18 protein-coding genes and 1 tRNA gene are annotated in these 24,723 nt (G+C 68.0%); 9 read left to right on the top strand and 10 right to left on the bottom strand.

Annotation, left to right across the window (positions count from 1 at the left end):
- Positions 1-77: 77 nt before the first annotated feature.
- Both J7J50_RS14640 and efp read right to left on the bottom strand, forming a co-directional pair.
- Positions 78-1,418: a TRZ/ATZ family hydrolase gene (locus J7J50_RS14640; protein WP_215056238.1), complete on the bottom strand. Its 1,341-nt coding sequence runs from the start codon at positions 1,416-1,418 to the stop codon at positions 78-80.
- A gap of 280 nt (positions 1,419-1,698) precedes the next feature.
- Positions 1,699-2,265, bottom strand: coding sequence for an elongation factor P (gene efp, locus J7J50_RS14635; RefSeq protein WP_215056239.1), 567 nt, complete (start codon positions 2,263-2,265; stop codon positions 1,699-1,701).
- Between the two features lie 269 nt (positions 2,266-2,534).
- Here efp and epmB point away from each other — a divergent pair, with 269 nt between their 5' ends.
- Both epmB and J7J50_RS14625 read left to right on the top strand, forming a co-directional pair.
- Complete coding sequence (gene epmB, locus J7J50_RS14630) at positions 2,535-3,566, top strand: EF-P beta-lysylation protein EpmB (RefSeq protein ID WP_215056240.1); 1,032 nt, start codon at positions 2,535-2,537, stop codon at positions 3,564-3,566.
- Between the two features lie 177 nt (positions 3,567-3,743).
- On the top strand, positions 3,744-5,843 hold the full coding sequence (locus J7J50_RS14625) for an EAL domain-containing protein (RefSeq protein ID WP_215056241.1): 2,100 nt from the start codon (positions 3,744-3,746) through the stop codon (positions 5,841-5,843).
- Between the two features lie 178 nt (positions 5,844-6,021).
- On the opposite strand, the gene htpX is transcribed toward J7J50_RS14625, so the two are convergent.
- A complete protein-coding gene (gene htpX, locus J7J50_RS14620) occupies positions 6,022-6,936 on the bottom strand; it encodes a protease HtpX (RefSeq protein ID WP_215056242.1) in 915 nt (304 codons plus the stop codon).
- A 229-nt stretch (positions 6,937-7,165) separates the two neighbouring features.
- Between htpX and gluQRS the strand changes: the two genes are divergently transcribed.
- The 4 genes from gluQRS to phbB (J7J50_RS14600) all read left to right on the top strand — a co-directional run bounded on the left by gluQRS (position 7,166) and on the right by phbB (J7J50_RS14600) (position 10,611).
- Positions 7,166-8,092, top strand: coding sequence for a tRNA glutamyl-Q(34) synthetase GluQRS (gene gluQRS / locus J7J50_RS14615; RefSeq protein WP_215056301.1), 927 nt, complete (start codon positions 7,166-7,168; stop codon positions 8,090-8,092).
- Positions 8,093-8,134: 42 nt separating this feature from the next.
- Positions 8,135-8,875: an acetoacetyl-CoA reductase gene (gene phbB / locus J7J50_RS14610; RefSeq protein WP_215056243.1), complete on the top strand. Its 741-nt coding sequence runs from the start codon at positions 8,135-8,137 to the stop codon at positions 8,873-8,875.
- A 336-nt stretch (positions 8,876-9,211) separates the two neighbouring features.
- Complete coding sequence (gene phaR / locus J7J50_RS14605; RefSeq protein ID WP_057942443.1) at positions 9,212-9,700, top strand: polyhydroxyalkanoate synthesis repressor PhaR; 489 nt, start codon at positions 9,212-9,214, stop codon at positions 9,698-9,700.
- A 170-nt stretch (positions 9,701-9,870) separates the two neighbouring features.
- On the top strand, positions 9,871-10,611 hold the full coding sequence (gene phbB / locus J7J50_RS14600) for an acetoacetyl-CoA reductase (RefSeq protein WP_215056244.1): 741 nt from the start codon (positions 9,871-9,873) through the stop codon (positions 10,609-10,611).
- A gap of 477 nt (positions 10,612-11,088) precedes the next feature.
- On the opposite strand, the gene J7J50_RS14595 is transcribed toward phbB (J7J50_RS14600), so the two are convergent.
- Both J7J50_RS14595 and J7J50_RS14590 read right to left on the bottom strand, forming a co-directional pair.
- On the bottom strand, positions 11,089-12,012 hold the full coding sequence (locus tag J7J50_RS14595) for a M48 family metallopeptidase (protein ID WP_215056245.1): 924 nt from the start codon (positions 12,010-12,012) through the stop codon (positions 11,089-11,091).
- 147 nt (positions 12,013-12,159) lie between these two features.
- Positions 12,160-13,992: a formylglycine-generating enzyme family protein gene (locus tag J7J50_RS14590; protein ID WP_251044652.1), complete on the bottom strand. Its 1,833-nt coding sequence runs from the start codon at positions 13,990-13,992 to the stop codon at positions 12,160-12,162.
- A gap of 335 nt (positions 13,993-14,327) precedes the next feature.
- On the opposite strand from J7J50_RS14590, the gene rnd reads away from it, so the two are divergent.
- The gene (gene rnd, locus J7J50_RS14585; RefSeq protein ID WP_215056246.1) at positions 14,328-15,431 is read left to right on the top strand and encodes a ribonuclease D; all 1,104 of its coding nucleotides are present in this window, start codon (positions 14,328-14,330) and stop codon (positions 15,429-15,431) included.
- Positions 15,432-15,534: 103 nt separating this feature from the next.
- A tRNA-Ala gene (locus J7J50_RS14580) sits at positions 15,535-15,610 on the top strand.
- A 155-nt stretch (positions 15,611-15,765) separates the two neighbouring features.
- Here J7J50_RS14580 and J7J50_RS14575 read toward each other — a convergent pair.
- From J7J50_RS14575 to J7J50_RS14565, 3 genes are all read right to left on the bottom strand, one after another.
- Positions 15,766-17,403, bottom strand: coding sequence for a dihydroxyacetone kinase subunit DhaK (locus J7J50_RS14575; RefSeq protein WP_215056247.1), 1,638 nt, complete (start codon positions 17,401-17,403; stop codon positions 15,766-15,768).
- Positions 17,404-17,623: 220 nt separating this feature from the next.
- Positions 17,624-19,204 carry a peptidoglycan recognition family protein gene (locus tag J7J50_RS14570; RefSeq protein WP_215056248.1) on the bottom strand — a complete coding sequence of 527 codons (1,581 nt, stop codon included), beginning with the start codon at positions 19,202-19,204 and terminating at the stop codon, positions 17,624-17,626.
- A gap of 111 nt (positions 19,205-19,315) precedes the next feature.
- Positions 19,316-21,157, bottom strand: a complete 1,842-nt coding sequence (locus J7J50_RS14565) for a SpoIID/LytB domain-containing protein (RefSeq protein ID WP_215056249.1) — start codon at positions 21,155-21,157, stop codon at positions 19,316-19,318.
- A 521-nt stretch (positions 21,158-21,678) separates the two neighbouring features.
- Here J7J50_RS14565 and J7J50_RS14560 point away from each other — a divergent pair.
- A complete protein-coding gene (locus J7J50_RS14560; protein WP_215056250.1) occupies positions 21,679-22,155 on the top strand; it encodes a hypothetical protein in 477 nt (158 codons plus the stop codon).
- Positions 22,156-22,269: 114 nt separating this feature from the next.
- On the opposite strand, the gene asnB is transcribed toward J7J50_RS14560, so the two are convergent.
- Positions 22,270-24,270: an asparagine synthase (glutamine-hydrolyzing) gene (asnB, locus tag J7J50_RS14555; protein WP_215056251.1), complete on the bottom strand. Its 2,001-nt coding sequence runs from the start codon at positions 24,268-24,270 to the stop codon at positions 22,270-22,272.
- A 173-nt stretch (positions 24,271-24,443) separates the two neighbouring features.
- Positions 24,444-24,566, bottom strand: a complete 123-nt coding sequence (locus tag J7J50_RS25140; RefSeq protein WP_285222283.1) for a hypothetical protein — start codon at positions 24,564-24,566, stop codon at positions 24,444-24,446.
- Positions 24,567-24,723 lie beyond the last annotated feature (157 nt).

Raw genomic sequence — 24,723 nt, 5'->3', positions numbered from 1 at the left:
TTTGAATCAAGCCCGAGGCTACGGGTGTGAACGCGACGCGACGACGCGGCCGCCGCGCGCGTGCGCGGCGCCCGGCGTCAGCGTTTGATCGTCGCGATGCGCGCGCGCCACTGCCGCGCATTCGCGACCAGCGCCGCAGTATCCATATCGACCAGCGCACGTTCGCGCAGCTTGGCGCGGCCGGCGATCCACACGTCGCCGACCTGATGGCGGCCGGTGGCGTAGATCAGCTGCGAGACCACGTGATGCACCGGCTGGGTTTCCAGCTGGCCCAGATCGACGCAGACCAGATCGGCCTGCTTGCCGACCTGGATCGAACCGATCTTGTCCTCGAAGCCCATCGCCTTGGCGCCGCCCAGGGTCGCCGCGCGCAGCGCGCTGAACGCGTCCAGGGCCTTGGCGTCGTTGGCGCTGCCCTTGGCCAGCAGCGCCGCGGTGCGGGTTTCGCCGAACATGTCCAGATCGTTGTTGCTGGCGCAGCCGTCGGTGCCGATGGCCAGATTGACTCCGGCCTGCTGCAGCTGGCACACCGGGCAGAAGCCCGAGGCCAGCTTGAGATTGGATTCGGGGCAATGCACCACGCTGACGCCGCGCTGCGCGCACAGGGCGATCTCGGCGTCGGTGAGCTGGGTCATGTGCACCGCGATCAGGCGGTCGGTGACCAGGCCCAGCCGGTCCAGCCGCGCCAGCGGGCGCTGGCCGTGCAGCTTGATCGAATCGGCGACTTCCTGCGCGGTTTCGTGCGTGTGCAGATGGATCGGCAGATCCAGCTGGTCGGCCAGCATGCGGATGCGTTCGAAGTTGGCGTCGCTGACCGTGTACGGCGCGTGCGGCGCGAACGCGGTCGCGACCAGCGCATCGTCGCGCCACAGGTCGTGGACTTCGCCGGCGCGGTCGAAGTATTCGTCCGAACTCTTGGCCCAGGCGGTGGGGAAATCGATGACCGGCAGGCCGACCCGGGCGCGGAAGCCGTAGCGCTTGTAGACCGCGGCCTGCACGTCGGGGAAGAAATAGTTTTCGTTGGCGCAGGTGGTGCCGCCGCGCAGCATCTCGGCGATCGCCAGGGCGATGCCGTCCTCGACGAACTGCGGCCCGATCACCGCGCCCTCGACCGGCCAGATGTGGCCTTGCAGCCATTCCATCAGCGGCAGATCGTCGGCGATGCCGCGCAGCAGGGTCATCGGGTTGTGGGTGTGGGCGTTGACCAGACCCGGGATCAGCGCCGACTCGGGCCGGCTGACGGTTTCGGCCGCGGCGTAGCGCGCGCGAGCGTCGGCGATCGGCAGGATATCGACGATCACCCCGCCCTTGATGGCGACGGCGTGGTCGTCCAGCACCACGGCATGCGGCTCGACCGGCACCACCCAGCCCGCTTCGATCAACAGGTCGCAGGGGATGGCGGAAGTCTCGGTCGTCATTCGCGTCTCACGTGCGGGTTGAAGTGCGTGTCGCTGTCGTGCGGCAGCGCCGGCGGGGACTATGGCATTCGCCGGCTACCGCGGTGCGACGCCTGGGCCGGTGCGGCCCGCGGCTCGCAGTGGATCTTGCGTCCGGATCGGCCGAATCGTCGCCGGAGGATCGCTTGGTGGATGCGCTGACGAGACCGGAATCCGCGTCAGCTTGCGAAAGCGTCGAACCGCCTTCGCGGGAATCGCGCACCAGCAAAGCCGTGACCGCGAGGCGGCCACGGCCGATGCGTCACTTCACCCGGCTGACGTACTCGCCCGAACGGGTATCGACCTTGATGGTTTCTTCCTGGCCGACGAACAGCGGCACGCGCACCACCGCGCCGGTTTCCAGGGTCGCCGGCTTGCCGCCGCCGCCGGAGGTATCGCCGCGCACGCCCGGATCGGTCTCGGTGATCTTGAGCTCGACGAAGTTCGGCGGCTGGACCGCGATCGGCACGCCGTTCCACAGCGTCACCACGCACTCTTCCTCGCCCTTGAGCCACTTCTCCGCGCCGCCCATGCCGGCCTTGTCGGACTGCACCTGCTCGAAGGATTCCTGGTTCATGAAGTGCCAGTACTCGCCGTCGGAGTACAGGTACTGCATGTCGGTATCGACCACGTCGGCCTGCTCGACGTTGTCGGTGGCCTTCATGGTCATTTCCACCACGCGGCCCGACTTGATGCTGCGGTACTTGATGCGGGTGAAGGCCTGGCCCTTGCCCGGCTTGACGTACTCGGTCTCGGTGATGATGCACGGGTCGTTATTGACCAGGATCTTCTGTCCGGTCTTGACGTCGTTCATGCCTAGGCTGGCCATGCTGGAACTCCTAACAAATGAATAATGTGGCGGTGATTGGGGTCCGGCCGCCCCCGCCTTGCACCGGGGCCGTCGTCTGCCGTCGTGACGGCGCCGTCCCGGGCCGGCCCGGGTCGCGGGCGGGGTCCAGGGGGCGCGGAAGGCGCGTACGGACCGCCATGCCGGCGATGCAAGGCTAGAATGTCGGGCTGCGCCGGCTCCGTCCGCAGCGGTTTTCCGCGTGGTCGGAACCCGGGCGCCGTGATCGGAACCCTGAAGGCTAGCCCCACATGATACCTGCTGCGCAACCCGTCCCGCATCCAGCCGCTCCCCAGGGCGCCGCCGCGCCGCCGCGCTGGCAGGCCCTGTGGCGCGATGCGGTGCGCGATCCGCGCGAGCTGCTGGCCCTGCTCGGCCTGTCGCAGGCCGCCCTGGCCGTGTCCGACGCGGCCGCGGCGCAGTTTCCGCTGCGGGTGCCGCGCGGCTTTATCGCCCGCATGCGCCATGCCGACCCGACCGATCCGCTGCTGCGTCAGGTGCTGCCGCTGGACGATGAAATGCGGCCGATGCCGGGCTTCAGCCTGGACGCGGTCGGCGACGGCGCGGCCAAGGCCGGCCACGGCGTCATCCGCAAGTACAACGGCCGCGCCCTGCTGATCGCCACCGGCAGCTGCGCGATCAACTGCCGCTACTGCTTCCGCCGCCACTTTCCCTACGCGCAGGAAACCGCGGCCGCGGCCGGCTGGGGCGAGGCGGTCGCGGCGATCGCCGCCGACCCGGGCATCGACGAGGTGATCCTGTCCGGCGGCGACCCGTGGTCGCTGGCCACGCCCAAGCTGGCCGAGCTCACCGACGCGCTGGCGCCGATCGCCCACCTCAAGCGCCTGCGCATCCACACCCGCCTGCCGGTGGTGCTGCCCGAGCGCGTCGATACCGCGCTGACCCAGTGGCTGCAAGGCCTGCCGTGGCCGGTGGCGGTGGTGCTGCACGCCAATCACGCGAACGAATTCGACGCCGAGGTGGACGCGGCCATGCGGCGCCTGCGCGGAGCCGGCGCCACCTTGCTCAATCAGGCGGTTCTGCTGCGCGGGGTCAACGACGACGTCGAGGCCCTGGCCGCGCTGAGCGAGCGCAGCTACGCCGCCGGCGTGCTGCCCTACTACCTGCATCAGCTCGACCGGGTCCAGGGTTCGGCCCATTTCGAGATCTCCGACGAGGCCGCGCGCGCGCTGCACCGCGCCCTGGCCGCGCGCATCTCCGGCTACCTGGTGCCCAGGCTGGTGCGGGAAGTGGCAGGCGACCCGGGCAAGCGTCCGTTGTAAGGTTGTAATCTGGATGGGGTTTGATCGGGGAACGCAGCGATAGCACGCGGCGCAAGCACAACAGCGTAAGCGATGCACTCTTTGCGTGATCGAACCCTATAACGGGTCACAGATTCTCGTCCTTGCGTGGACGAGGCCGGTGCTTCGTGTCATAAAACCGGCCCACGGAGGTGGTCAATGCAATTCGGCAAAGACATGGTGTTGCGCTTGCTGATCGTCGACGACAGCGTCGAGGCGGCCGAAGCCATCGTCAGCGCGCTGCGCAACAGCGGTATCGCGGTGCGGCCCACCCGCCCCGAGAACGAGCAGGAACTGTCGGCGCTGATCCTGCAGCATCCGCCGGATCTGGTGCTGGCCGCGCGCAATTCGCGCAACATCTCCCTGCTCAAGCTGATGCAGAGCGTGGACGCCAGCGGCAAGGACCTGCCGGTGCTGGTGCTGATGGAGGCCGTGGACGAGGCCGCCGTGCTCGGGGTGATGGAAATCGGTGCGCGCGGCATCGTCCTGCGCTCCAACATCAGCCACCTGCAGAACGTGGTCCGCGCCGAATGGTCCGACCTGGAAGCGCGCCGCTCGCTGCGCCGCCTGGAAGCGCAGGTGCGCGAGACCGAGCGCCGCTGCGACGCGCTGATCGATTCCTCGCGCGATCCCATCGCCTACATCCACGAAGGCATGCACATTCGTGCCAATGCCGCGTATCTGGAAATTTTCGGCTTCGAGTCCTTCGAGGACATCGAGGGCATGTCCCTGCTCGATCTGGTCGCGCCCGGCCAGGTCGACGGCTTCAAGCAATTGCTCAAGCAGCTCAGCAAGGGCGAAACGCCGCCGCCGAGCTACGAGACCCAGGCCCGCGCGCTCGACGGCAACGCCTTCCCGGCGGTGATGGAATTCACCGCGGCCACCTACGAAGGCGAGCAATGCCTGCAGGTGGTGCTGCGCCGGCAGGAGATCGATCCGGAACTGGCGCGCGAGGTCGAAGCCCTGCGCCAGCGCGATCAGGTCACCGGCCTGCTCAACCGCGCGACCTTCCTGCGCGCTCTGGAAGACGCGGTCGCCGACGCGGCGCAGAACTCGGCGCATCACGGCCTGCTGCTGATCGAGCCTGACCACTACAACCAACTGCTGCAGGAAATCGGCCTGGATCAGGCCGACCAGCTGATCAAGGCCTGCGGCGAGCGCCTGCGCGAAGCGATCGGCCCGGACGACATCGCCGCGCGCTTCGGCGAGCACCAGTTCGCGGTGCTGACCCTGCACAGCGACCATTCGCACACCTCCGGCCTGGGCGACAAGCTGCGCGAAGCGTTCTCGGCGCAGGTGCTGGAAACCGACCACCTCTCGCTCAGCGCCACCGCCAGCGTCGGCGGCGTGCAGATCGGCGAGAAGATCGCCAGCGTCACCGCGGTGCTGGGCAAGGCCGCGCAATGCCTGCAATCGGCCAGCGACATCGGCGGCAACCGCATCGAGCTGTTCGACCCGGGCGCGGCCGACCGCGCCGAGGAAGAACGCATCGCCGCCTGGGTCGCGCGCATCCGCGACGCGCTCGACGCCGATCGTTTCGTGATGAACTACCAGCCGCTGATCAATCTGCACGGCGAGCCGATCGAGATGTACGAGGCCTATCTGCGCATGCAGAACCTGGGCACCGGCACCGACGAAGGCGGCGGCGAACTGGTGCAGCCGCTGTCGTTCCTGCAGGTGGCGGAGGAACACGGCCTGCTGTGGGAAATCGACCGCTGGGTGGTCGGCCGCGCGATCCAGGTAATCGGCGAGCGCATGCGCCAGGGCCGCCGCACCACCTTGCTGGTCAAGATCACCCAGGCCTCGCTGCAGGACGAAAGCCTGCAGCAGCACATCGTCGAACTGCTGGCCAAGCACGGCGCCGACGGCAAGCTGCTGGTGCTGCAACTGCCCGAGTCGAAGGTGTTCACCAACCTGCGCGCGGCGCAGGAGTTCCAGTCGCGCATCTACCACTACGGCGTGCGCGTGGGCCTGGAGCAATTCGGCGCCGGCCTGAACTCGTTCCAGTTGCTGACCCATTTCGACGCGGCCTTCCTCAAGATCGACCGCAGCTACATGGAAGACCTCACCTCCAACCCCGACCACCAGCAGCGCGTGCGCGAAATCGCCGAAAAGGCGCGCGAACTGGGCCGGCAGACCATCGCCGAGTTCGTCCAGGATGCCGCCAGCATGAGCCTGCTGTTCGCCGCCGGCATCGACTACGCCCAGGGTCACTTCCTGGCCGCGGCCGGGCCGGATATGGATTACGACTTCCAGTAAGGCCGGGAATCGGGAATCGGGAATCGGGAATCGGGAATCGGGAATCGGGAATCGGGAAAGGCTAAAACTTCCGACCCAACAAAAAGCCCGCCGAATGGCGGGCTTTTTGTTGCCCTGAGCTTTTGCTGTTCCCCCCTTTGAAAAAGGGGGGCTGGGGGGATTCGCTCTTGCTCTTGCCTCAACGAGCAACCACGCCCCCACCCACCTGCTCCTGCGGCGCATTGCGCAACGCCGCGATGCGCTCCTCCAACGGCGGATGGCTGCGCATCAGCTTCGACAAACCATGACCGACCGCGCCGCTGATCCCAAAGGCCTGCACCTGCTTGGGCAGCGTGCTCTCGCCATAGGTCTGCGACAAACGCTGCAACGCCGCGATCATCTTCTGCCGACCGGCCAGACGCGCGCCGCCGGCATCGGCGCGGAACTCGCGGTAACGCGAGAACGCCATCGCGATCATGCTCGCCAGGATGCCGAACACGATATCCAGCACGAACACCGTCACAAAATAGAACAGGCCCGGGCCGCGCGACTCGCGCCCGCCGCTCATCATCGCGTCGATCCAGCCGCCGACCACGCGCGCGGCCACCAGCACGAAGGTGTTGAGCACGCCCTGGATCAGCGCCATCGTCACCATGTCGCCGTTGGCGACGTGGCTGACTTCGTGCGCGAGTACCGCTTCGGCCTCGTCGCGGGTCATCGCCCGCAGCAAGCCGGTCGACACCGCGACCAACGCGTTGTTGCGATTGGCGCCGGTGGCGAAGGCGTTGATTTCCGGCGCGTCGTAGATCGCGACCTCGGGCACGCCGATGCCGGCCGCTTCGGCCTGGCGGCGCACGGTCGACACCAGCCACTGCTCGTCGGCGTTGCGCGGCTGCTCGATGACATAGGCGCCGGTGGTGCGCTTGGCGATCCACTTGGACATCAGCAGCGAAATCAGCGAACCGCCGAAACCGAACACCGCCGCCATCACCAGGATCGCGCCGTTATTGCCCAGGCGGATGCCGAAGACGTTCTGCAGCACCGACATCACGATGCCGAGCAGCACCAGCACGGCCAGGTTGGTGGCGAGGAAAAGCGCTATGCGTTTGAACATGGTCGTAGGGCGTATCGTGCCGCGCACCATGCGCGGCTTCAGGGCGACGGTCCCTGTCGTTTTTTGATCGCGGCGCAACGCCGCGAAAGTTCTAATGTGGCAAACAGGTGGTTAATTCAACGAGAATCGGCCTTAAATCCACCGCCGCGCGAGCCTTCGTTCATTGTCCGGACATCCTGCCGACGCCCAGCCGCCTACCGATCCGTCGGCCCGTTCGTCGGCCGAGCGGCTGGCCGCGGCGCACGCGCGCTACCGCGGCCGCTTCGCACCCTCGCCCACCGGCGAACTGCACGCCGGCTCGCTGCTGGCGGCGTTCGGCAGTTGGCTACTGGCGCGCCATCACGGCGGCGCGTGGCTGGTACGTATCGAAGACCTCGATCCGCCGCGCGAAGTTCCCGGCGCCGCCCAGCGCCAACTACAGGCGCTGGCCGCGTTCGGCCTGCACAGCGACGAAGCGGTGGTCCGGCAAAGCGATCGCCATGGGCTCTATCAGACGGCGCTGGATCGCCTGCTCGACGCCGGCCTCGCCTTCGCCTGCCATTGCAGCCGCAGCGACCTGGCCGCCAGCGGCGGCATCCACCGGCGCTGCGTGGCCGCCGCGGCGCGTCCGGGGCACGGCGCGCCGCAACCGGCGATCCGTTTGCGCGTGGCCGACGGCGCCGCGGTCGATTTCGTCGATACGATCCTGGGTCCGCAACATCAAGATGTCGCCCGCGAGGTCGGCGACTTCGTCCTGCGCCGCGCCGACGGCTACTGGGCGTATCAACTGGCGGTGGTCGTGGACGACGCCGACCAGGGCATCACCGAAGTGGTCCGCGGCGCCGACCTGCTCGATTCCACCGCGCGCCAGATCCTGCTGCAGCGCGCGCTCGGCCTGGCCACGCCGGACTACGCACACCTGCCGCTGCTGCTCGACGCGAGCGGCCGCAAGCTGTCCAAATCCGATGCCGCGCATCCGCTCGATCCCGCCGATCCGCTGCCGGCGCTGCGCGCCGCATGGCAGGCGCTGGGCCAGCATCCGCACGCCCTGGATGAGGTGGCGACTGTCACGCAATTGCTCGCCGCGGCACGGGTTTCGTTCAGCCCGGCACAGATTCCGCAGACCGTCGCCGGTCTCGCCGCGATGCACAACGATCCTTGCGCGAATGCTGTCTAGAATCGGGACGAGACCGCCCTTCGCGGTCAAGGAGAGCTCAGCATGCAGTCCCGTGTTGCACTCGTCACCGGCGGTACCGGTGGCATCGGCACCTCGATCGTCCAACGCCTCGCCAAGATGGGCCACAAGGTCGCGACCAATTACCGAGACGAAGCCAAAGGGCGCGCCTGGCAGGCGCAGTTGAAGGAACAGGGCATCGACGTGGCCATCGCGCACGGCGACGTGGCCTCGCCGGAACACGCCGAAGCGCTGATCCGCGATGTCGAACGCCAACTCGGCCCGGTCGACATCCTGGTCAACAACGCCGGCATCACCCGCGATTCGACCTTCCACCGCATGACCTCGCAGCAGTGGAGCGACGTCATCTCCACCAACCTCAACTCCTGCTTCAACGTCACCCGCCCGGTGATCGAGGGCATGCGCGAGCGCAAGTGGGGCCGGATCGTGCAGATCAGCTCGATCAACGGCCAGAAGGGCCAGTACGGCCAGGCCAACTACGCCGCGGCCAAGGCCGGCATGCACGGCTTCACCATTTCGCTGGCGCAGGAAAACGCGAAGTTCGGCATTACCGTGAACACGGTCTCGCCCGGCTACATCGGCACCGACATGGTCATGGCCGTGCCCGAGGACGTGCGCAACAAGATCGTCGCGCAGATCCCGACCGGGCGCCTGGGCACGCCGGAAGAAATCGCCTATGCGGTGAGCTTCTTCATCCCCGACGAAGCCAGCTGGATCACCGGCGCCAACCTGTCCGCCAACGGCGGCCAGTACATGGGCTGGTAAGCCCGGCGCGAGTTCGGGCCGGAGGCCTGTTCAGGTCTCCGGCTCCGCGCACCGGCCGCGCGCAAGCGTTGCTTTCACGAAAATCTCGAACCCTCCCGTTCACCGACCCGACACGCTCCCGGCTTGGCCGGCGGTCTTGGCGATCGCGCGCTCAAGGGCTGATTCGAAGGGGTTTTTGCCGCCCCCGCGGCTCCGGCGGCGGATCGGGCGCAGGCGCGGCGAATATCCCGCGCGGCCGTCGCAGGCCGCCCTGCGCAGCCTCCCGCACGCCCCTGTTGCAAGCCCCTGCGCCCTGCGCCATGCTGCAAGGCACCACGCTTTTAGAGCCAAAGCTCAATGGCCTCGACCCGCATCATCAAGAAGTATCCGAACCGTCGTCTTTACGATACCGAGATCTCCAGCTACATCACCATCGAAGACGTGCGACAGCTCATCGTCGATGGCGAAGAGTTCGAAGTGCGCGACGCGCGCTCCGGCGACGACCTCACCCGGCAAGTGCTGCTGCAGATCATCGCCGAGCACGAACAAGACGGCGAACCGGTGCTCTCCACGCAGTTGTTGAGCCAGATCATCCGTTTCTACGGCGACTCGCTGCAGGGCTTCATGGGCAACTACCTGGAGCGGTCGATGCAGGTGTTCCTCGATCAGCAACAGACCTTCCGCAACCAGATGGGCGGCATGCTCGGGCAGACGCCGTGGGCGATGATGAATCAGCTCACCGAGCGCAACCTGACCTTGTGGAAAGAGTTCCAGCAGAATCTTTCCGGAAGCGTAGGCCAACCGGTCACGCCGAAGCAGAAGACCGACACCAAGCGCGAGCGTTGAGCCGCGCTTTTTTCTTGCGCGCCGCGCATCGGCGCGGATGATCGTTCGCGGACCGTGGGGACGGTGCCGGGACGCGTGAATCCTCCGCGTCCGCACGCCTGGCGGCGGCCGCTATTCGTGAATTCAAGGCTCGCCGGCATGCGGCGCGTCTTTCGTTGTGGGGAACCGACATGAACAAACGCATCGCCGTGGTCAGCGGCGGCATCGGCGGCCTGGGCACCGAAATCTGTTTGTCGCTGGCGCGCGCCGGACGCCGCGTGATCGCGCTGGACCTGAGCGCGCGCGAAGAACGCATCGCGCAATTCGCCGCGCTCACCGACGGCTTCGACATCCGCTTCGAAGCGGCCAACGTCGCCGACTACGACGATTGCGGCGCGGCGATCGAACGCATCGTGGGCGAGGACGGCGCGATCGACATCCTGGTCAACGCCGCCGGCATCACCCGCGACGGCAGCCTGCGCAAGATGGAAAAGCGCGCCTGGGACGACGTGCTCAGCGTCAATCTCGACGGCGTGTTCAACCTGTGCCGGCACGCGATCGATGGCATGGCCGAACGCGGCTTCGGCCGCATCGTCAACATCAGTTCGGTCAACGGCCAGACCGGCCAGTTCGGCCAGACCAACTACTCCGCGGCCAAGGCCGGCATGCACGGCTTCACGATGGCGCTGGCGCGCGAGGTCGCGCGCAAGGGCGTGACGGTGAATTCGGTGTCGCCGGGGTATTGCGAAACCGCGATGGTGATGGCGATCGCCGACGACATCCGCGGCAAGATCATCGACAGCGTCCCGGTCGGGCGCCTGGGCAAGCCCAGCGAGATCGCGCGCACGGTGGAGTTTCTGACGGCCGAGGACGCGGGATTCATTACCGGGGCGAATATTCCGGTGAATGGTGGGTTGTTTATGAGTTTTTGAGGGGCTGGGAATCGGGAGTCGGGATTCGAAGTCGAAGTCGGATTGTGGTTGCCCTCGCCCTCTCACAACCGTCATTCCCGCGAACGCGGGAATGACGAGCAAAAGCAAACGCGTGCACCCTACCAGCACGTCATCCCCGCGAAGGCGGGGATCCAGGGCTCTATCGCGACATGACTCTGAAGTCTCTGGATGTTCGGCTCCGCCGAAGTAAAGCAGAGCCCGCCTTCGCGGGAATGACGAGCAAGAGCAGACGCGCGCTCCCTACCGGCACGTCATCCCGCGAAGGCGGGGATCCAGGGCTTTTCGCGACATGACTCTGAAGTCTCTGGATGTTCGGCTCCGCCGAAGTAAAGCAGAGCCCGCGTTCGCGGGAATGACGAGCAAGAGCAAACGCGCACGCCCTCCCCGTACGTCATCCGGGAATCCTGTCGAACTCATACGCGTCGAATCACCGCGCGGCGACCACCGCCCCTCGCCTCATTTGGCCAGCGGCTTCCCCGCGCAATTGGCCTCATAGAACTTCATCGCCGCAGGCATCAGCGCCTCCAGCGTCTGGATGCGGTTGGCCGGGTCCGGGTGGGTCGAGGCGAACTCCGGCGGGCGCTGGCCGCCGCCGAGTTGCGACATGCGCTGCCATAACGGAATCGCCTGGCGCGGGTCGTAACAGGCCGCCGCCGCCAGCATCAGTCCGACCTTGTCGGCCTGGGTCTCGTGATTGCGGCCGTACGGCAGCACCAGGCCGTACTGCGCGCCGGCGCCGAGCGCGCCCATGATCATCTGCTGCTGTTGCGGGTCCATGCCGCCCACCGCCATGCCGGCGGCCATCTGGCCCATCTGCACCAGCTTCTGCTGAGCCATGCGCTGCGAACCGTGGCGCAACAGCGCGTGGGCGATTTCATGGCCCATCACCACCGCCAGCGCATCGTCGTTCTGGGTCACCGGCAGCAGGCCGGTGTACACCGCCATCTTGCCGCCGGGCAGGCAGAAGGCGTTGGCCTCCTGCGAATTGATCACCGCCACGCTCCACTTGAAGTTCTTGTAGTCCTCCGGCGCGGCCTGGTTGTTCTGCTGCGCCAGCGCCTGGGTCACCTGCGGCACCTTGTTGATCAGGCGCTGGGCGATCTCGCTGACGTCCTGGCTCTGCGGCGAGGCCGACGGCAACAGCGCGCGCTGCGCGGTGGCGTCGTTGAGCACCTGCACGAAGGCCTGTTCGCCGAGCTGCACTTCCTCGTCGGCGCTGGCGCCGTAATGCGCCTTCTCGCCGGTGTAGGGATCGGTCTTGGCGCTGCCGAACCACGACCACGCCGCGTACAAGCCGAACAGCAACAGGATCCACCAGCGAAAACCGCCGAATCCGCGCCGTCCGCCCTGCGCCCGATTGCCGAGGGGATCGATCCTCATCTGCACACTCCCGAAACCTGCCTGCGAGCGCTGAACGCCCTACCCTGCGATCGCGCCGCGCCGCCTTCGCGAACGCCGCATCGACCCGCTCGACTCCTGCCGCCGATCGGCCGCAGGCGCCCCATCATGGACCGCCATCGGCCGAACTCAAATATCCCGCACGACCCGGAAACCCAGGCGTCCGTTGGTGGTGTCCGCGCTGGTGCCCTGGCGCCACGCCGCGCGCGTCTGCGCCGGCGAGCTCGACCACGAACCGCCACGAAACACCCGCGTGCGGCAGCCCGGATTGAACCAGGCCGCGCCGTCGCGCGGTGCGCGCCGGTAGTTGTCGTGCCAGCAATCGGCCACCCACTCGCTGACATTGCCGCCCATGTCGTGAAGACCGAATGCATTGGGCACGTAACTGCCGACCGGCGCCGGCCCCCAGGCGCCGTCGCCGTAGCCCTGGAAGGCGTTGCGCCAGCGCCGGCCGCTGGGCGATGCGTCCAGGCTGCCGGTCAGATTGCCGATCTTGGCCGGCGGGGCGCCGTCGCCCCAGGGATAGCGGCCCTGGCTGCCGGCGCGCAGCGCGTATTCGTACTCGGCCTCGCTGGGCAGGCGATAACGCTGACCGGTGATCGCCGACAGCCACTCCACGTACGCCGCCGCGTCCTTGGCGCTGACGTGCACCACCGGCAGATTGTCCGCGGCCGGCTGGCCGGCGTAGTCCGAATTCCAGTCCACCCCACCGCGCCGCACCAGATTGCCGCTGCGCTCGTCGTAGGCGATGGAATAGCCGCGGCGGGTGGCGCGCGCGCGATGCTTGGTCGAATTCATGAAACGACGGAATTCGCCGACGGTGATTTCGTAGCGCGACATCGCCAGCCCGCGGTCGAAACGGATGTTGCGCAGCGGCCGCTCGGCGTCGCTGGAGTCGGCTTCGCTCACGTCCGCGCCCATGCGGAACGCACCGTGCGGAATCACCACCATCGCCGGGCCGCGGCCGCCGAGGTTCATCGCGTCGGTGAACACCTGGCCCGGACGGAACAGGCCGTAGTGGGTAGCCAGTTCGATGCGTTCGCGCAGCTCGGCCGCGGCCGGATCGCCGGTCGGCGCGATCCGCAACAAAGTGGCCAGATAGCCGCGCGCCTCGTCGATGCCGCGGAACTTCGGCAGCGCGGCGATGCCCTGATCGCGCAGACTGCCGATCCGCGCCTGCCGTTGCGCGGCGATCCGCCCTTGCGCATCGGAGGCCGTGCTCATCTTCGGCCGCACCAGCGCGGCCTTGCCCAGCCAACGCTCCGCGCTGGCGTAATCGTCCTTGTCGGCGGCGATCTCGGCGCGGCGGATCAGCGCGCTCTCGGCCGCGGCGATGCCTTGCCTGGCGCGCACGTCGCCCGGGCGCAGCTCCAGCGCCTCGCCGAACCGCGCCAGCGCCCCGCTCTTGCCGTCTTCGCCGATGCGGCCGGCGTTGAGGTCCACTTCGCCCAGGCGGTCGGCTTCCTGCGCCTGATCGGCGCGATCCACCCGCTCCAGGTAGGCCTCGACCTTGCGATGCTCCGGCGCGACCGCGCGCGCCACCGCCGCGGCCTCGTGCGCGGCGCGCAGCGACAGCGGGTCTTCGTCGATCTTCTTCAGCGCGGTGTCGCCTTCGACCAGCAGCAGCGCGATCGCGCGGTCCAGGCCGGCGGCGGCGACGCGGTCGTTCGGAGCGAAGCCGCGCAAGGCCAGGTACAGCGGGATCGCCGAATCGGCGTTGGCGTGCAGATCGCCGGACTTGAGCGCGGCCTGCGCGCGCTTGTGCAACTCGCGCGCATTGTGCTCGCCGACCGCGATCGCCGGCGCTTGCCACGGCGGCACCGGCGAAACCGCCTGATCGGCGCTGACGGTCACGATCGGCGTGCGCGCGGCGGCGTCCTGCGAGGCGCTCTTGCCGGTCCGGTCGGTACAACCGGCCAACAGCCCCACGGCGACGATGCTGGTCCACATCAGTGCGCGCAAACTTCGACCTCTCCCGGATGGCGCGAGCGACCGGCGCAGCATATCGCTTCGAGGGTTAATACCGGGAATCGGGAATCGGGAATCGGGAATCGGGAATCGGGAATCGGGAATCGGGAATCGGGAATCGGCAAAAGCTTGAGGCGCGGCCTGCCGGCAGTCCAGCCATATCCACCATCGCAGCGATCCCACTCGCAATGGCTGCAAAGGCATCGCAATCGCCCGATCCAGGCCGAATCCCGATTCCCGATTGCCGCCCCACGCCCCCTTGCCGGCTGCATTAGGCTATTGTCGCCCGCCGGCCTTCATTCCACCCGCAAGCGAAACCACCGAAAAACATGCCCGTCTGGATCAACACCGCCGCCGCGCTGCAAGCGCATTTCGAGGTCAAGCCCGCGCGTATCGGCCTGGACACGGAATTCATCCGCGAGCGCACCTACTGGCCGCAACTGGCCCTGGTGCAGATCGCCATCGAGCGCGAGGGCGAGGCCGAGCCGACGATCCTGCTGATCGATCCGCTGCGCCCCGGGGTCAACGAGGCGCTGGCGCCGATCCTGGCCGACACGGCGGTTCTCAAAGTGGTGCACAGTCCCAGCGAGGACCTGGTCGCGTTCAAGCACGCCTGCGGCGTGGTGCCCAAGCCGCTGTTCGACACCCAGCAGGCCGCGGCGCTGGCCGGCATCGGCAGCGGGCTGGGCTATCAGAAACTGGTCGAACAACTCACCGGCGTGGCCCTGGCCAAGGGCGAGACCCGCTCGGACTGGATGCGCCGGCCGTTGTCGCCGTCGCAGCTGGAATACGCCGCCGACGACGTGCTGTATCTGTTCGCGATGCACGACGCGTTGGCCGGCATGCTCGATCAGCTCGGCCGCGGCGACTGGCTGGCCGAAGACGCCGGCCGCACCGTCGTCAACGCCGAAAACGAAGCGCCGGAGCGCTGGCCGCATCTGTCGATGCGCAGCGCGCAATTCCTCGACCTGCCGGCCCAGCGCCGGCTGGTGCGGCTGCTGCGCTGGCGCGATGTGTACGCGCGCGACAGCGACAAGCCGCGCAGCTGGATTCTGGACAACGAACTGGCCGTGGCCCTGGCCCGCCAGGCGCCGGCCGATCGCGACGCGCTGCAGCGCCAGCTCGACGCCCACCCCAAGGCCCCGCGCAAGCTCACCGAGACCTTGTGGGCGGCGTTGAGCACCCCGCTCGCCGACGAGGATGAGGCGCCCGATGCCGGCGTCGCCGAAACCCGCGACAAGCAACGCCTGCGCCAGCTGCAGGACGCCGTCGCCAGCCGCAGCGCCGCGCTCGGCCTGCCCGACGGCGTGCTGGCCTCGCGCCGCTGGCTGGAGGCGCTGCTCGATCATGGCGACTGGCCCGACGCCCTGTCCGGCTGGCGCCGCGCCGCCCTGGAGCCGGATCTGGCGCCGTTGCTGGCCGCCGAACGCTGAACCACGGCGGCCTTGGCGGGCCGATCAGGCGGCGCGTCGCGGAAATTCGCCCCGCTACTAGCGCGAGCGGTTTCGTCCGGCTAAACTTGTTCCCTCTGAATGTGGGGCCATAGCTCAGCTGGGAGAGCGCGTCGTTCGCAATGACGAGGTCGGGAGTTCGATCCTCCCTGGCTCCACCACTTCCACAGAAAGCCGACGAGCGATCGTCGGCTTTTTTGTTGCGCGGGCGTTCGGTGAAAGGCGGAGGCGCTTCGGCTTCATGCGCTTTCGCTCGATCCCGCGTTCGCGGGAATGACGGCTTGAGGAGGATCGACTCGCCCGACCAGCTACTTTCCTACTTCACGCCGATCGCCTGCCCCGCCAGACTCGCAAACGCCCGCGCCACCGCTTCGGCGCCCGGATCGATCGCGCCCATGAGCGCGTGCTCGGGCACGTACGAAGCCCGCCCTGCTCCGGCGCGCGTCATCGTCGCGGTGCGGTCGGCGCCTTCGCGCGCGGCCCGGGCCGCGGCGGCGAAGCCCTGGTCCAGCGCTTCGACCGCGGGGATCAAGGCATCGAGCATGGTCCGGTCGCCGGGCGAAGCGCCACCATAGTGGCGCATGCGCGCGATGCCTTCGCCCAGCGCGTCCTGCCAGCCGCGGCTGGCGGCCAGCGCGGTGCCGGTGGCGGTGAACAGGATCGACAGCAGCACGCCGCTGGAGCCGCCCATCGCACGCGCCAACAGGCGGCCGAGTTCGTCGCACAGCTTCGCCGGCTCGCCGGTGCTCAACGATTGCCGCTTGAGCGCCTCGCCGACCGCGCGCGCGCCGGCGGCGAAGGTGCTGCCGGCGTCGCCGTCGCCGATGCGCGCGTCGAGTTCATCCAAGGTCTGTTCGGCCGCGAGCAAGACCCGCGCGATGCCGTCGATGGCGGCGGCGATCGCGGCATCCTGCGCGCCGACGGCCGTGGCCTCCGCATCCGCGACTACGGCGAAGATGCCCGGCGCGCGCGGCTCGAATACGCCGGGCCAGGCCAGCGGCTCGACCGGCGCCGACAAGGCTTCGACGTAATCGGGCAACGCCGGCAACAAGGTCAACGAAAATCCGTGCATGTCCAGCGAGGTCATCAACGCCGACGGACGCACCATCAGCGCGATGCGTTCGCGGCCGATGCGCCGCAGCACTTCGTCGGCAAGTACCGCCAGTTCCTGGGTCGAACATCCGCCCAGATCGTTGAGCATCACGATCCAGCGCGTGCCGATGCCGAAACGCTGCACCGCCTGTTCCAGCAACGGCGTCAGCACCAGTTGCACCGCTTCGGCCGCGTCGCGCGGATCGATCCGGCGCGCGCCGGGTTCGTTGTGGATGCCCAGCCCCAATTCGGCTCCGCGCGGCTGCGGCGCGTGGCCGGGCAAGGTGCAGCTCGACAGCGACAGGCCCAGCGACATCAGCGAGTTGGCGAAGGTCTGCGTGCGCTCGGTCAGCTCGTCGAGCGTGAGGCCCAGCTCGGCCAGATAGCCGGCGTACTTGTGCACCAGCACCGTGCCGGCGACGCCGCGCGGTCGCGGCGCGTCGGCCAGGGCGATGTCGTCGGCGACGATGCACATGCGCACGTCCACGCCTTCGCGCCGCGCCTGCTCGGCGGCCAGTCCGAAATTGAGGCGATCGCCGGTGTAGTTCTTGACGATCAGCAAGGCGCCGCCGCTGCCGCTGCAGTGGCGGATCGCGGCATGCACCGCGGCCACGCCGGGCGAGGCGAATATCTCCCCGGACACCGCCGCGCTGAGCATGCCGCGGCCGACGAAGCCGGCGTGCGAAGGCTCGTGGCCGGCGCCGCCGCCCGACAGCAACGCGACCCGGCCGCGGTCGAGCGCGGCGCGCGCGAGGATGCGCATGCCCGAGGCCGGATCGGCCACCGCCAGCGCCGCGCCGGCGGCCGTGCTGTTCAACACCTGGGTGACGACATCGGCCGGCCGGTTGAAGAAACGCTCCATCTCACTGCACTCGCTGGACATCGGGTTGACGGATAGTAGATCAGCCGCGCGCCGGCTCCGGCGTGTCGCGCTGTCGGTTTTTGGCGGTTGAACGGCCTCGGCTTGCACTTCGGGCCGTTGCAAAACGCGCGCCGGAAAAAAACGGGCGCGACGATGCCAACCGCTCGTCGCCGCGCCCGTCCACCTCGACTCGGTGTCTGGCTGGTTTGAAGTGCTGCGATCAGCAATCGGGCGCGACGCGTCCGTCCGATCCGGTGTAGGTGTAGGCGTCGGGAATGAAACGGCCGCTGCCGATGCGGTTCCACAGGCTGCTGGTGCCGTAGGTGCCGGTGACCGAACTGCCGTTGGTCTGGCACTGGATGGTGACGCTGGCGCCATCGGCGAGGCTATCGACCACCGAATAACTGGTGCCCGGGCCGGAGCGCACGTTCAACGGCGAGCCGCTGGTATCGACCGTGCCGCTCGCGCCGGTGCCGCCGGGATTGAGCAATTTGTAGTAACGCGCCCAATCCCAGTTGATGCCCGGGTCGGTGTGATCGTTGCCGCTGTAGTGCTGGTGGCCTTTGACCTTGACCGTGGTCGCCAGCACCCTGACCGTGCGCGTCGCCGGGCCCTGGAACGCGGTGCTGCACTTGATCGCCGGATACTTGGCGCAGAAGTGGCGGGTGATGCCGGCCGAGGCGTTGTACATCGCGCTGGTGTACCACGCGGCGTTGTCCACATAGCCTTCGTGCTCGATGCCGAGCGTGGTCTGGTTATGCGACAGCACGTGATGGGCCGCGCGATTCTCGCGCACCATCTGGGTGATCTGGCCGTCGCTGCTGCGCACCAGGTAATGGATGCTGACGTGCTTGGGATTGTTCTGGAACCACGAGATGCTGCCGGCGTAGGAACCCTGCACGGTGTGGATGGTCACCGAGTCGTAAGACGTGCGATCGGAGTGATAAGGCGATGCCACCCAAAACGCCGGGCCGTAGTCCGGGCTGGCCGCGGCGGCGCCGACGCGCGGGTCTTTGTTCTGCAGGGTCTGGGTGACCGGATCGACGAAGTAGTGTTCGGTCTCGATGCGGTCGCTGTCGGCGTTCAAGCGCAGCAGCGGCGCGCGCAGGCGCACCAGATCGGGCACGTCGAACGCGCGTTCCCAGGCGATCGCGCGCGCGGGCACGGCGATCCCGGATTCGCTGACGCCGCGATCCTGGGTCAGCAGCACGTCGAAGGCGAAACTCAGGCGCGCGTAATCCTGCACCGCGCTCTTGGCCTGGGTCTTGGCGTAGCCGGCGTAACGCTGCAGCGCCGGACGCAGCGCTTCGGCGCTGAGCGCGGGGCCTTGGCCGTCGCGCGCGATTTCGCGATCGAGCAAGGCCGCGGCGGCGAGGATGTTGGTCGAGGCCTCGTTGAGCACGCGCGACTCGGGCACGCCGAGCAGACGCGCGGCTTCGCCGACCTGATCGGCGAAACCTTCGCCGTGGTACAGCCCCATCACGCCGAACGCGCGCGGCATTTCCTTGCCAACGCCGGCATCGGACACCGCCGGACGCAGGTGCTGCCAACGGCTGGCGACATAGGCCATCGCTTCCAGCGTGCCCGCCGGGATCGATGGGTAACGCACATAGGCCTGGCGGAAATAGGCCGGGTACTGCGCGCGCTCGGCCCGCAGCGCGTCTTGTTCGGCGTGCAATCGCGGGCTCAGCGCCGGGTCGGCCAGTACATCGACGGCCGCGGCCGGTTTGCCGGCCATCGCCATCGGCGACAACAAGGCGACCAGCGCGGTGCACAGCAAGGTGTTCACGGATCGATTCACGGAAGTTCCTTGTGATGGATGGTCATCGAAGGGCTGCGCATACGGCGAACGGATTGGCTCGCCGCCGCATGCGCTCGCCGCACGGAAGATCGGTAGCGCGTTCGGCCATGCTCAGCAGGCCGGCGCCACCGAGGTGTCGGAACCGGTGTAGGTGTAGGCGTCGGGAATGAAACGGCCGCTGCCGATCCGGTTCCAGATCTTGCTGGTGCCGTAGGTGCCGGTGACCGAGGTGCCGCTGGTCTGGCACTGGATGGTCACGCTGGTGTTGTCGGCGAGCGTATCGACCATCGAGTAACTCGTGCCCGGGCCGGAGCGCACGTTCAACGGCGTGCCGTTGGTGTTGACCGTGCCGGTGATGCTGCCGGGATTGGGCGTGCCGCCGGAACCGGAGCGGTAAGCGTTGCGCATGCCGCCGGGGCTGTTGTTGTTGTTGAAGTAGTGGTCGGTGATCCACTTCCAGTCGCGGCCATTGCTGTTGGCCCAGCGCTGCGTGCCCCATTGGCTCATGCCGCGGCCATGGCCGAAGCAGCCCTTGCCCTTGCCGACCGAATCGCTCAGGCACGGCCAGTTATTGCGCGGCGAGCCGTTCTTGCCGTTGCCGCAGCTCAGGTCGTTGTTGCTGCACGACAGGCCGTCGCTCGGATCGTCCCAGGCGTTGTTCTCGGAGGAGAATTCGCTGAAGGCCGCGCTCCTGCCGTCGCGGCTCAGGATCACGCCCTTGGTCGTCTTGGCCGCGGCGACGGTAGCCGACACCGAATCGGAATTGAACACCTGGCATGAAGTGGTATTGCAGATGTCGTAGCGGCTGCTGATCGGATGGGCGACGAAGTACGCGCCGTAGGTGCGATAGGCGACGGCGCCGGCGGCCAGCGAATTGGCGTGCCACGACGGAATCCACTCTTCATCGAGGCCCTTGCCGACGTAGTCCTCCAGACTGTAGACCAACACGCCCGAGCACGAACGCCCGGAGCAACTGGTGCCCACGCGGATGCTCGACGGCACTGCCACCGCGGTGGCGGACACTTGCGCCGCGCTCAGGGTCTGGCCGGGCCGCATCGCCTGATCGGCATTGGCCGCGTCGAGCTGCTGCAGGATCGCCTCGCGTTCCTTGAGCGGCCGGTCTTTGGCCAGCGCCTGCACGTGCGTCAGGTTTTCGTTGCTGCGGCCGCTGCCGGCCTGCAGATCGACGACGAAGTGGGCGCTGTCGTTGAGCAACGACACCCCGGACAAGCGATGCGCGCGATAGCCCGCGCCTTCGATGTCGATCGTCGTGGTCGGCGGCAACGCATCGTCTTTGAGCGCGGTCTTGGCGAATTTGCTGCGCACTTCGAAATAACCCGCGCCGTCGGTGACCGCGCGTTCACCCTCGCCGGTACGCACCGACACACCGGCCAATGGCTTGCCGCTGCGCTGGTCGTAGACGTGGCCGCTGTAGACGACGCAATCGCTGCATTCGACCGCCTTGAGCGCGAGCAGGTCGAGCTGATCGGACTCGCGTTCGGGCGACAGCCACAACGTGGTGGGCAGGCCCAGCGCGCCATCGGAATTCACCCGCGTGGTCAGCGACTGATAACCGGGGACGCTGACGGTGAGTTGGTAATCGCCCTTGGCCAGGCCGGCGACGCGGCCGCCCTGCGAGGCCAGCGGCAACATCCGGCGCGCATCCGATCGGCCGACCGGGGCGATGCTGAGTACGGCCTGCAATGCGCGGCCGCTGACGCTGTCGCGCACGCGCACATCGATCGCCGCCTGCGTGGCGGTGTTGCGCACGGCGATCGCCGGCGCACCGGCGTTGTCGCCGGCCTTGAGCGTTTGCCCGGCGAAGGCCGTGCTCATCGCCAGCGCGCAGGCGCCGGCGAGCCACGGCAGCCCCGTGGCCGCCAGCGGCTGCATCGCCGGAGCGGCGGAATCGCGGTTAGAAGCGTTGATCTTGCTTGCGATGCTGCTGTTCATTCCACTGCCCCAGGTTGGCGGGTTGAGATGCGACGGGTTCCGTGCGCCGGCCGGTACGCACTGTTCCGAACGTGCCGACCCGGGTGTGTGCGTCGGGATCGGTCGCTCGCGTTCGAGAATCGAACGGGCCTTCGCGTGGGGACGAACGGACCGCGCCGGTGGAAGCCGTTTTAAGGCTGGGGCCTGTCGCGCACCTGTCGCGGCCGGGGGCGGCGGCGATCGGTGTCCGGTATCGCGACCGCGATCACTGCGCGGATGTGCGGCGCGCTGGGCGCCGGGTCGCGGCACCGGCGAGCCGGCGCGGCGGTCGCATCACGGTCAAGTGCGCTGGCGATACTGGCGCGCGCTCGGGTGCATGCGGCGTTGGAACCGAGACGAGAAGATCGCGCTCCGTTCGATCGACCGCGTGCCAGTCCGAATGTGAGAGACGCGAATTTGCGTAAATAGTCCGGCCGCACCGAGCCACCGGACCACGGCCGCGGCGGCCGCAACCCGCACATCGAATCACGACAAGGAGTCTCATGAACCTCAAGCGTCTTGCCCTGCTCTGCGTGTTGGCCCTGACCAGCCACGGCGCGTTCGCGTCGCAATGGACCTCGCTGGGGCGCCTCAACGCCCCCACCGGCTTCCCCAACGCCGCCGCGTGTCAACTACGGGTGATCAACCACTACTGGAGTTCCAAGCCGATCCACACCCCGACCGTGGTCAACACCTACGGCCCGACCAACGTCCAGTACGTGTTCCCGCTCGACCTGCAGTCGCTGCGGACCTTCACCAGCAATTCGGTGTCGCTGTCGCGGTTCAAGACCGCGCTGGACTTCTACGACGCCACGACCACGGCCAAGAGCATCTACGCTTCGGTCACCGTCGGCGATTTCGCCGCCGTCACCATCAACGTCTCCTACGCCGACGCCGCTGGCCTGATCCAGGGACGCGGCTGGTCGATCGATCGCTCGGAACTGCAGTGGTACGAGTTGCAGGAATCGTGCCCGCAGTAAGCGCTGTGCCGGCGCACCGCCGGCGGCAAAGCTAAGGGATTGACCGCGCCCGGGGCCGAGCAACGGCCCCGGGTTGCATGGCCTTCGGCGATGCAGCCCAGCCCGCGTTATCTGTCAGCACCCGTACTGCACTCGCGCGTTGCGCTCAGGCCCGACCGCCGGCGCCTGCTCCGGTTCCGGCAGCACCGCGACAGCGGTGGAAGCCGTCTGCGGCCGATACTGTTCCCACCACGCTTGAAACATCAGCACGTTCCACAAATGCGTATGCCATTTGCGTTGGCCGCCGAGGAATTCGGCCCACAGCCCGCGCACCACCCGCGCATCGAAATGCCCTTCCGCGCGCAGACGCAATTCGTCCAGCAGGGCTTCGGCCCATTCGCGCAAGGCGCCTCGCAGCCAGCTCGCGACCGGCGCGCCGAAACCGTTCTTCGGGCGATAGACCAGCGGCGCCGGCAGATAGCGCTCAAGCAATTTCTTGAGAATGTACTTCTGCTCGCCGCGGTGGTGCTTGAGCGCGGTCGGCAGCGACCAGGCGAATTCGATCACCGCGCGATCGAGCAAGGGCGAGCGCGTTTCCAGGCCGCAGGCCATGCCGGCGCGGTCGATCTTGGTCAGGATGCCGTTGGGCAGATCCATCTGGAAATCCAGGAACTGGATGCGGTCGGCGGCGTCGCCGGTCTGCAGTTGCCGCTGCGGATCGCCGAACACGGTGAGCGGTTCGCGGGCGCCCAGCACCGCCGCCGAAGGGTCGCGCCAGCGCGAGACGCGCTGCAGATAATTGTCCTCGACCTCGCGCGCGCCCAGTTCGGCCCACAGCGCACGCAAGCCGCCCAGGCGCGCGCGCTCGACCCGCGCGCCGCCGCTGCGATGCGCCCAGCGCCGCAACGGGCCGGGCAGCTGCGCGTTCCAGCGCGCGTTGCGCAGGGCGCGGCAATAGGACGAATGACCGAAGAACAATTCGTCGCCGCCGTCGCCGGTCATGGCGATCGGCGAGCGCCGGGCGACGATCTCACTGGCGATCAGGGTCGGCACTTGCGAGGAAGCGGCGAAGGGCTCGCACCACACCTGCGGCAGGCGCTCGATCATGCCCAGCGCCTCGCGCCCATCGACGCGATGCTCGGTGTGGCGCGTGCCCAGGGCGCGCGCGACCTTGCGCGCCCAGTCGCTTTCGTCGTGGCGGTCGTCGGCGAAACCGATCGCGTAGGTGTCCACCGGCGTGGCCGTCTGCGCCTGCATCATCGCCGCCACCAGCGACGAGTCGGTGCCGCCGGACAGGAACGCGCCGACCGGCCGCGGCGCGCTCATGCGCGCGCTGACCACCTGCTGCAGCAGGATTTCCAGTTGATCGACCGCTTCGCCCAGCGCCAGTTGCGTGCGCGAGCCGACCGCCTCGGTCATGCGTTGGCGCGCGCACCAGTACACCTGGGTGTCGTGGGCGGGCTGGTGCGCACCGTAGCCGGCGCGCATGGCCGCCGGATTCAATCGCAAGAACGCGCCCGGCGAAAGCTTGAAGATGCCGCGATGGATCGAATGCGGCGCGGGAATGTAGTCGTAGCGCAGCAACAGGCTGATCGCGTCGGGATCGACCACCGCATCGAAGCCGGGATGGCGGTGCAGCGACTTTAGTTCGGACGCGAACACGAAATCGCCGTCGGCCCAGCCGTAATACAGCGGCCGTTTGCCGACCCGGTCGCGCGCCAGCCACAGGATGCGATCGCGGCGGTCCCACAGGCTCAGCGCGAATGCGCCGTTGCAACGGCTCAGCGTGCGCTGCAGTCCCCAGCGGGTGATCGCGGTCAGCAGCAAGGCCGCATCGCAGGCGTCCGCGGCCACGTCGTCGAGCGCGGCGAGTTCGTGATACAGCGACTCGCGATTGAACAAGGCGCCGTCCAGGCTCAGCACGTAACGGCCATTGGCCGAATGCGCCGGTTGCGCCGTGTCGCCTTCGAAGGCGCGGCAATGGCTCAGCGCCAATCCGGTCGCGGCGTCGCTCCAGACGGCGTGATCGTGCGCGCCGCGATGGCGCAGCGCGTGGATCATCGAACGCGCGCAATAGCGAAGACGTTCCTCGTCCCAATCCTCGTGCGAGCGCCACACGCCGGCCAGGCCGCTCACGGATGCACTCGCGTCATGGGTTGGCTCGGAATGGGATGCATCGCGTCGCTCCTGCGCTGTGCGGCATGCGGCCGCCGTGTCCGGATGGGGAGATCGCCGGACACCGCCGGACGACGGCGTCCGCGGATCGGCGCGCCGCGCGGCCGGGGCCGACGCGACGCGCGCGATCGGATTTAGAACCGGTAGCCCGGGCTCAACGTGTCTTCGCCGGTCTCGCGCTGGACATCGCGTTCGGCCCGCGTCGAGCCGTCGATGTCGAGGCGCAGCGAGCCGATGAAGAATCGCGAATGCCGCATGGGAATTCCGTCATGAAGGACGCAGCCATGCTCGCGCAAGCAAAACCAGACTTCAGTTGCAGTCTGTCGGCGTCGATGTAACGGTGTTGGACGTTGCGTAACCGTATGTAACGCGCGCGGCGCGAAACGGTATCGGCGAACCGGCGCGTCGGCATCG

The sequence above is a fragment of the Lysobacter sp. ISL-50 genome (genome assembly GCF_018612875.1).
GTDB lineage: Bacteria > Pseudomonadota > Gammaproteobacteria > Xanthomonadales > Xanthomonadaceae > Lysobacter.
Note: the sequence above shows the minus strand (reverse complement) of the source record. Positions and strands in the feature narration are given on the sequence as shown.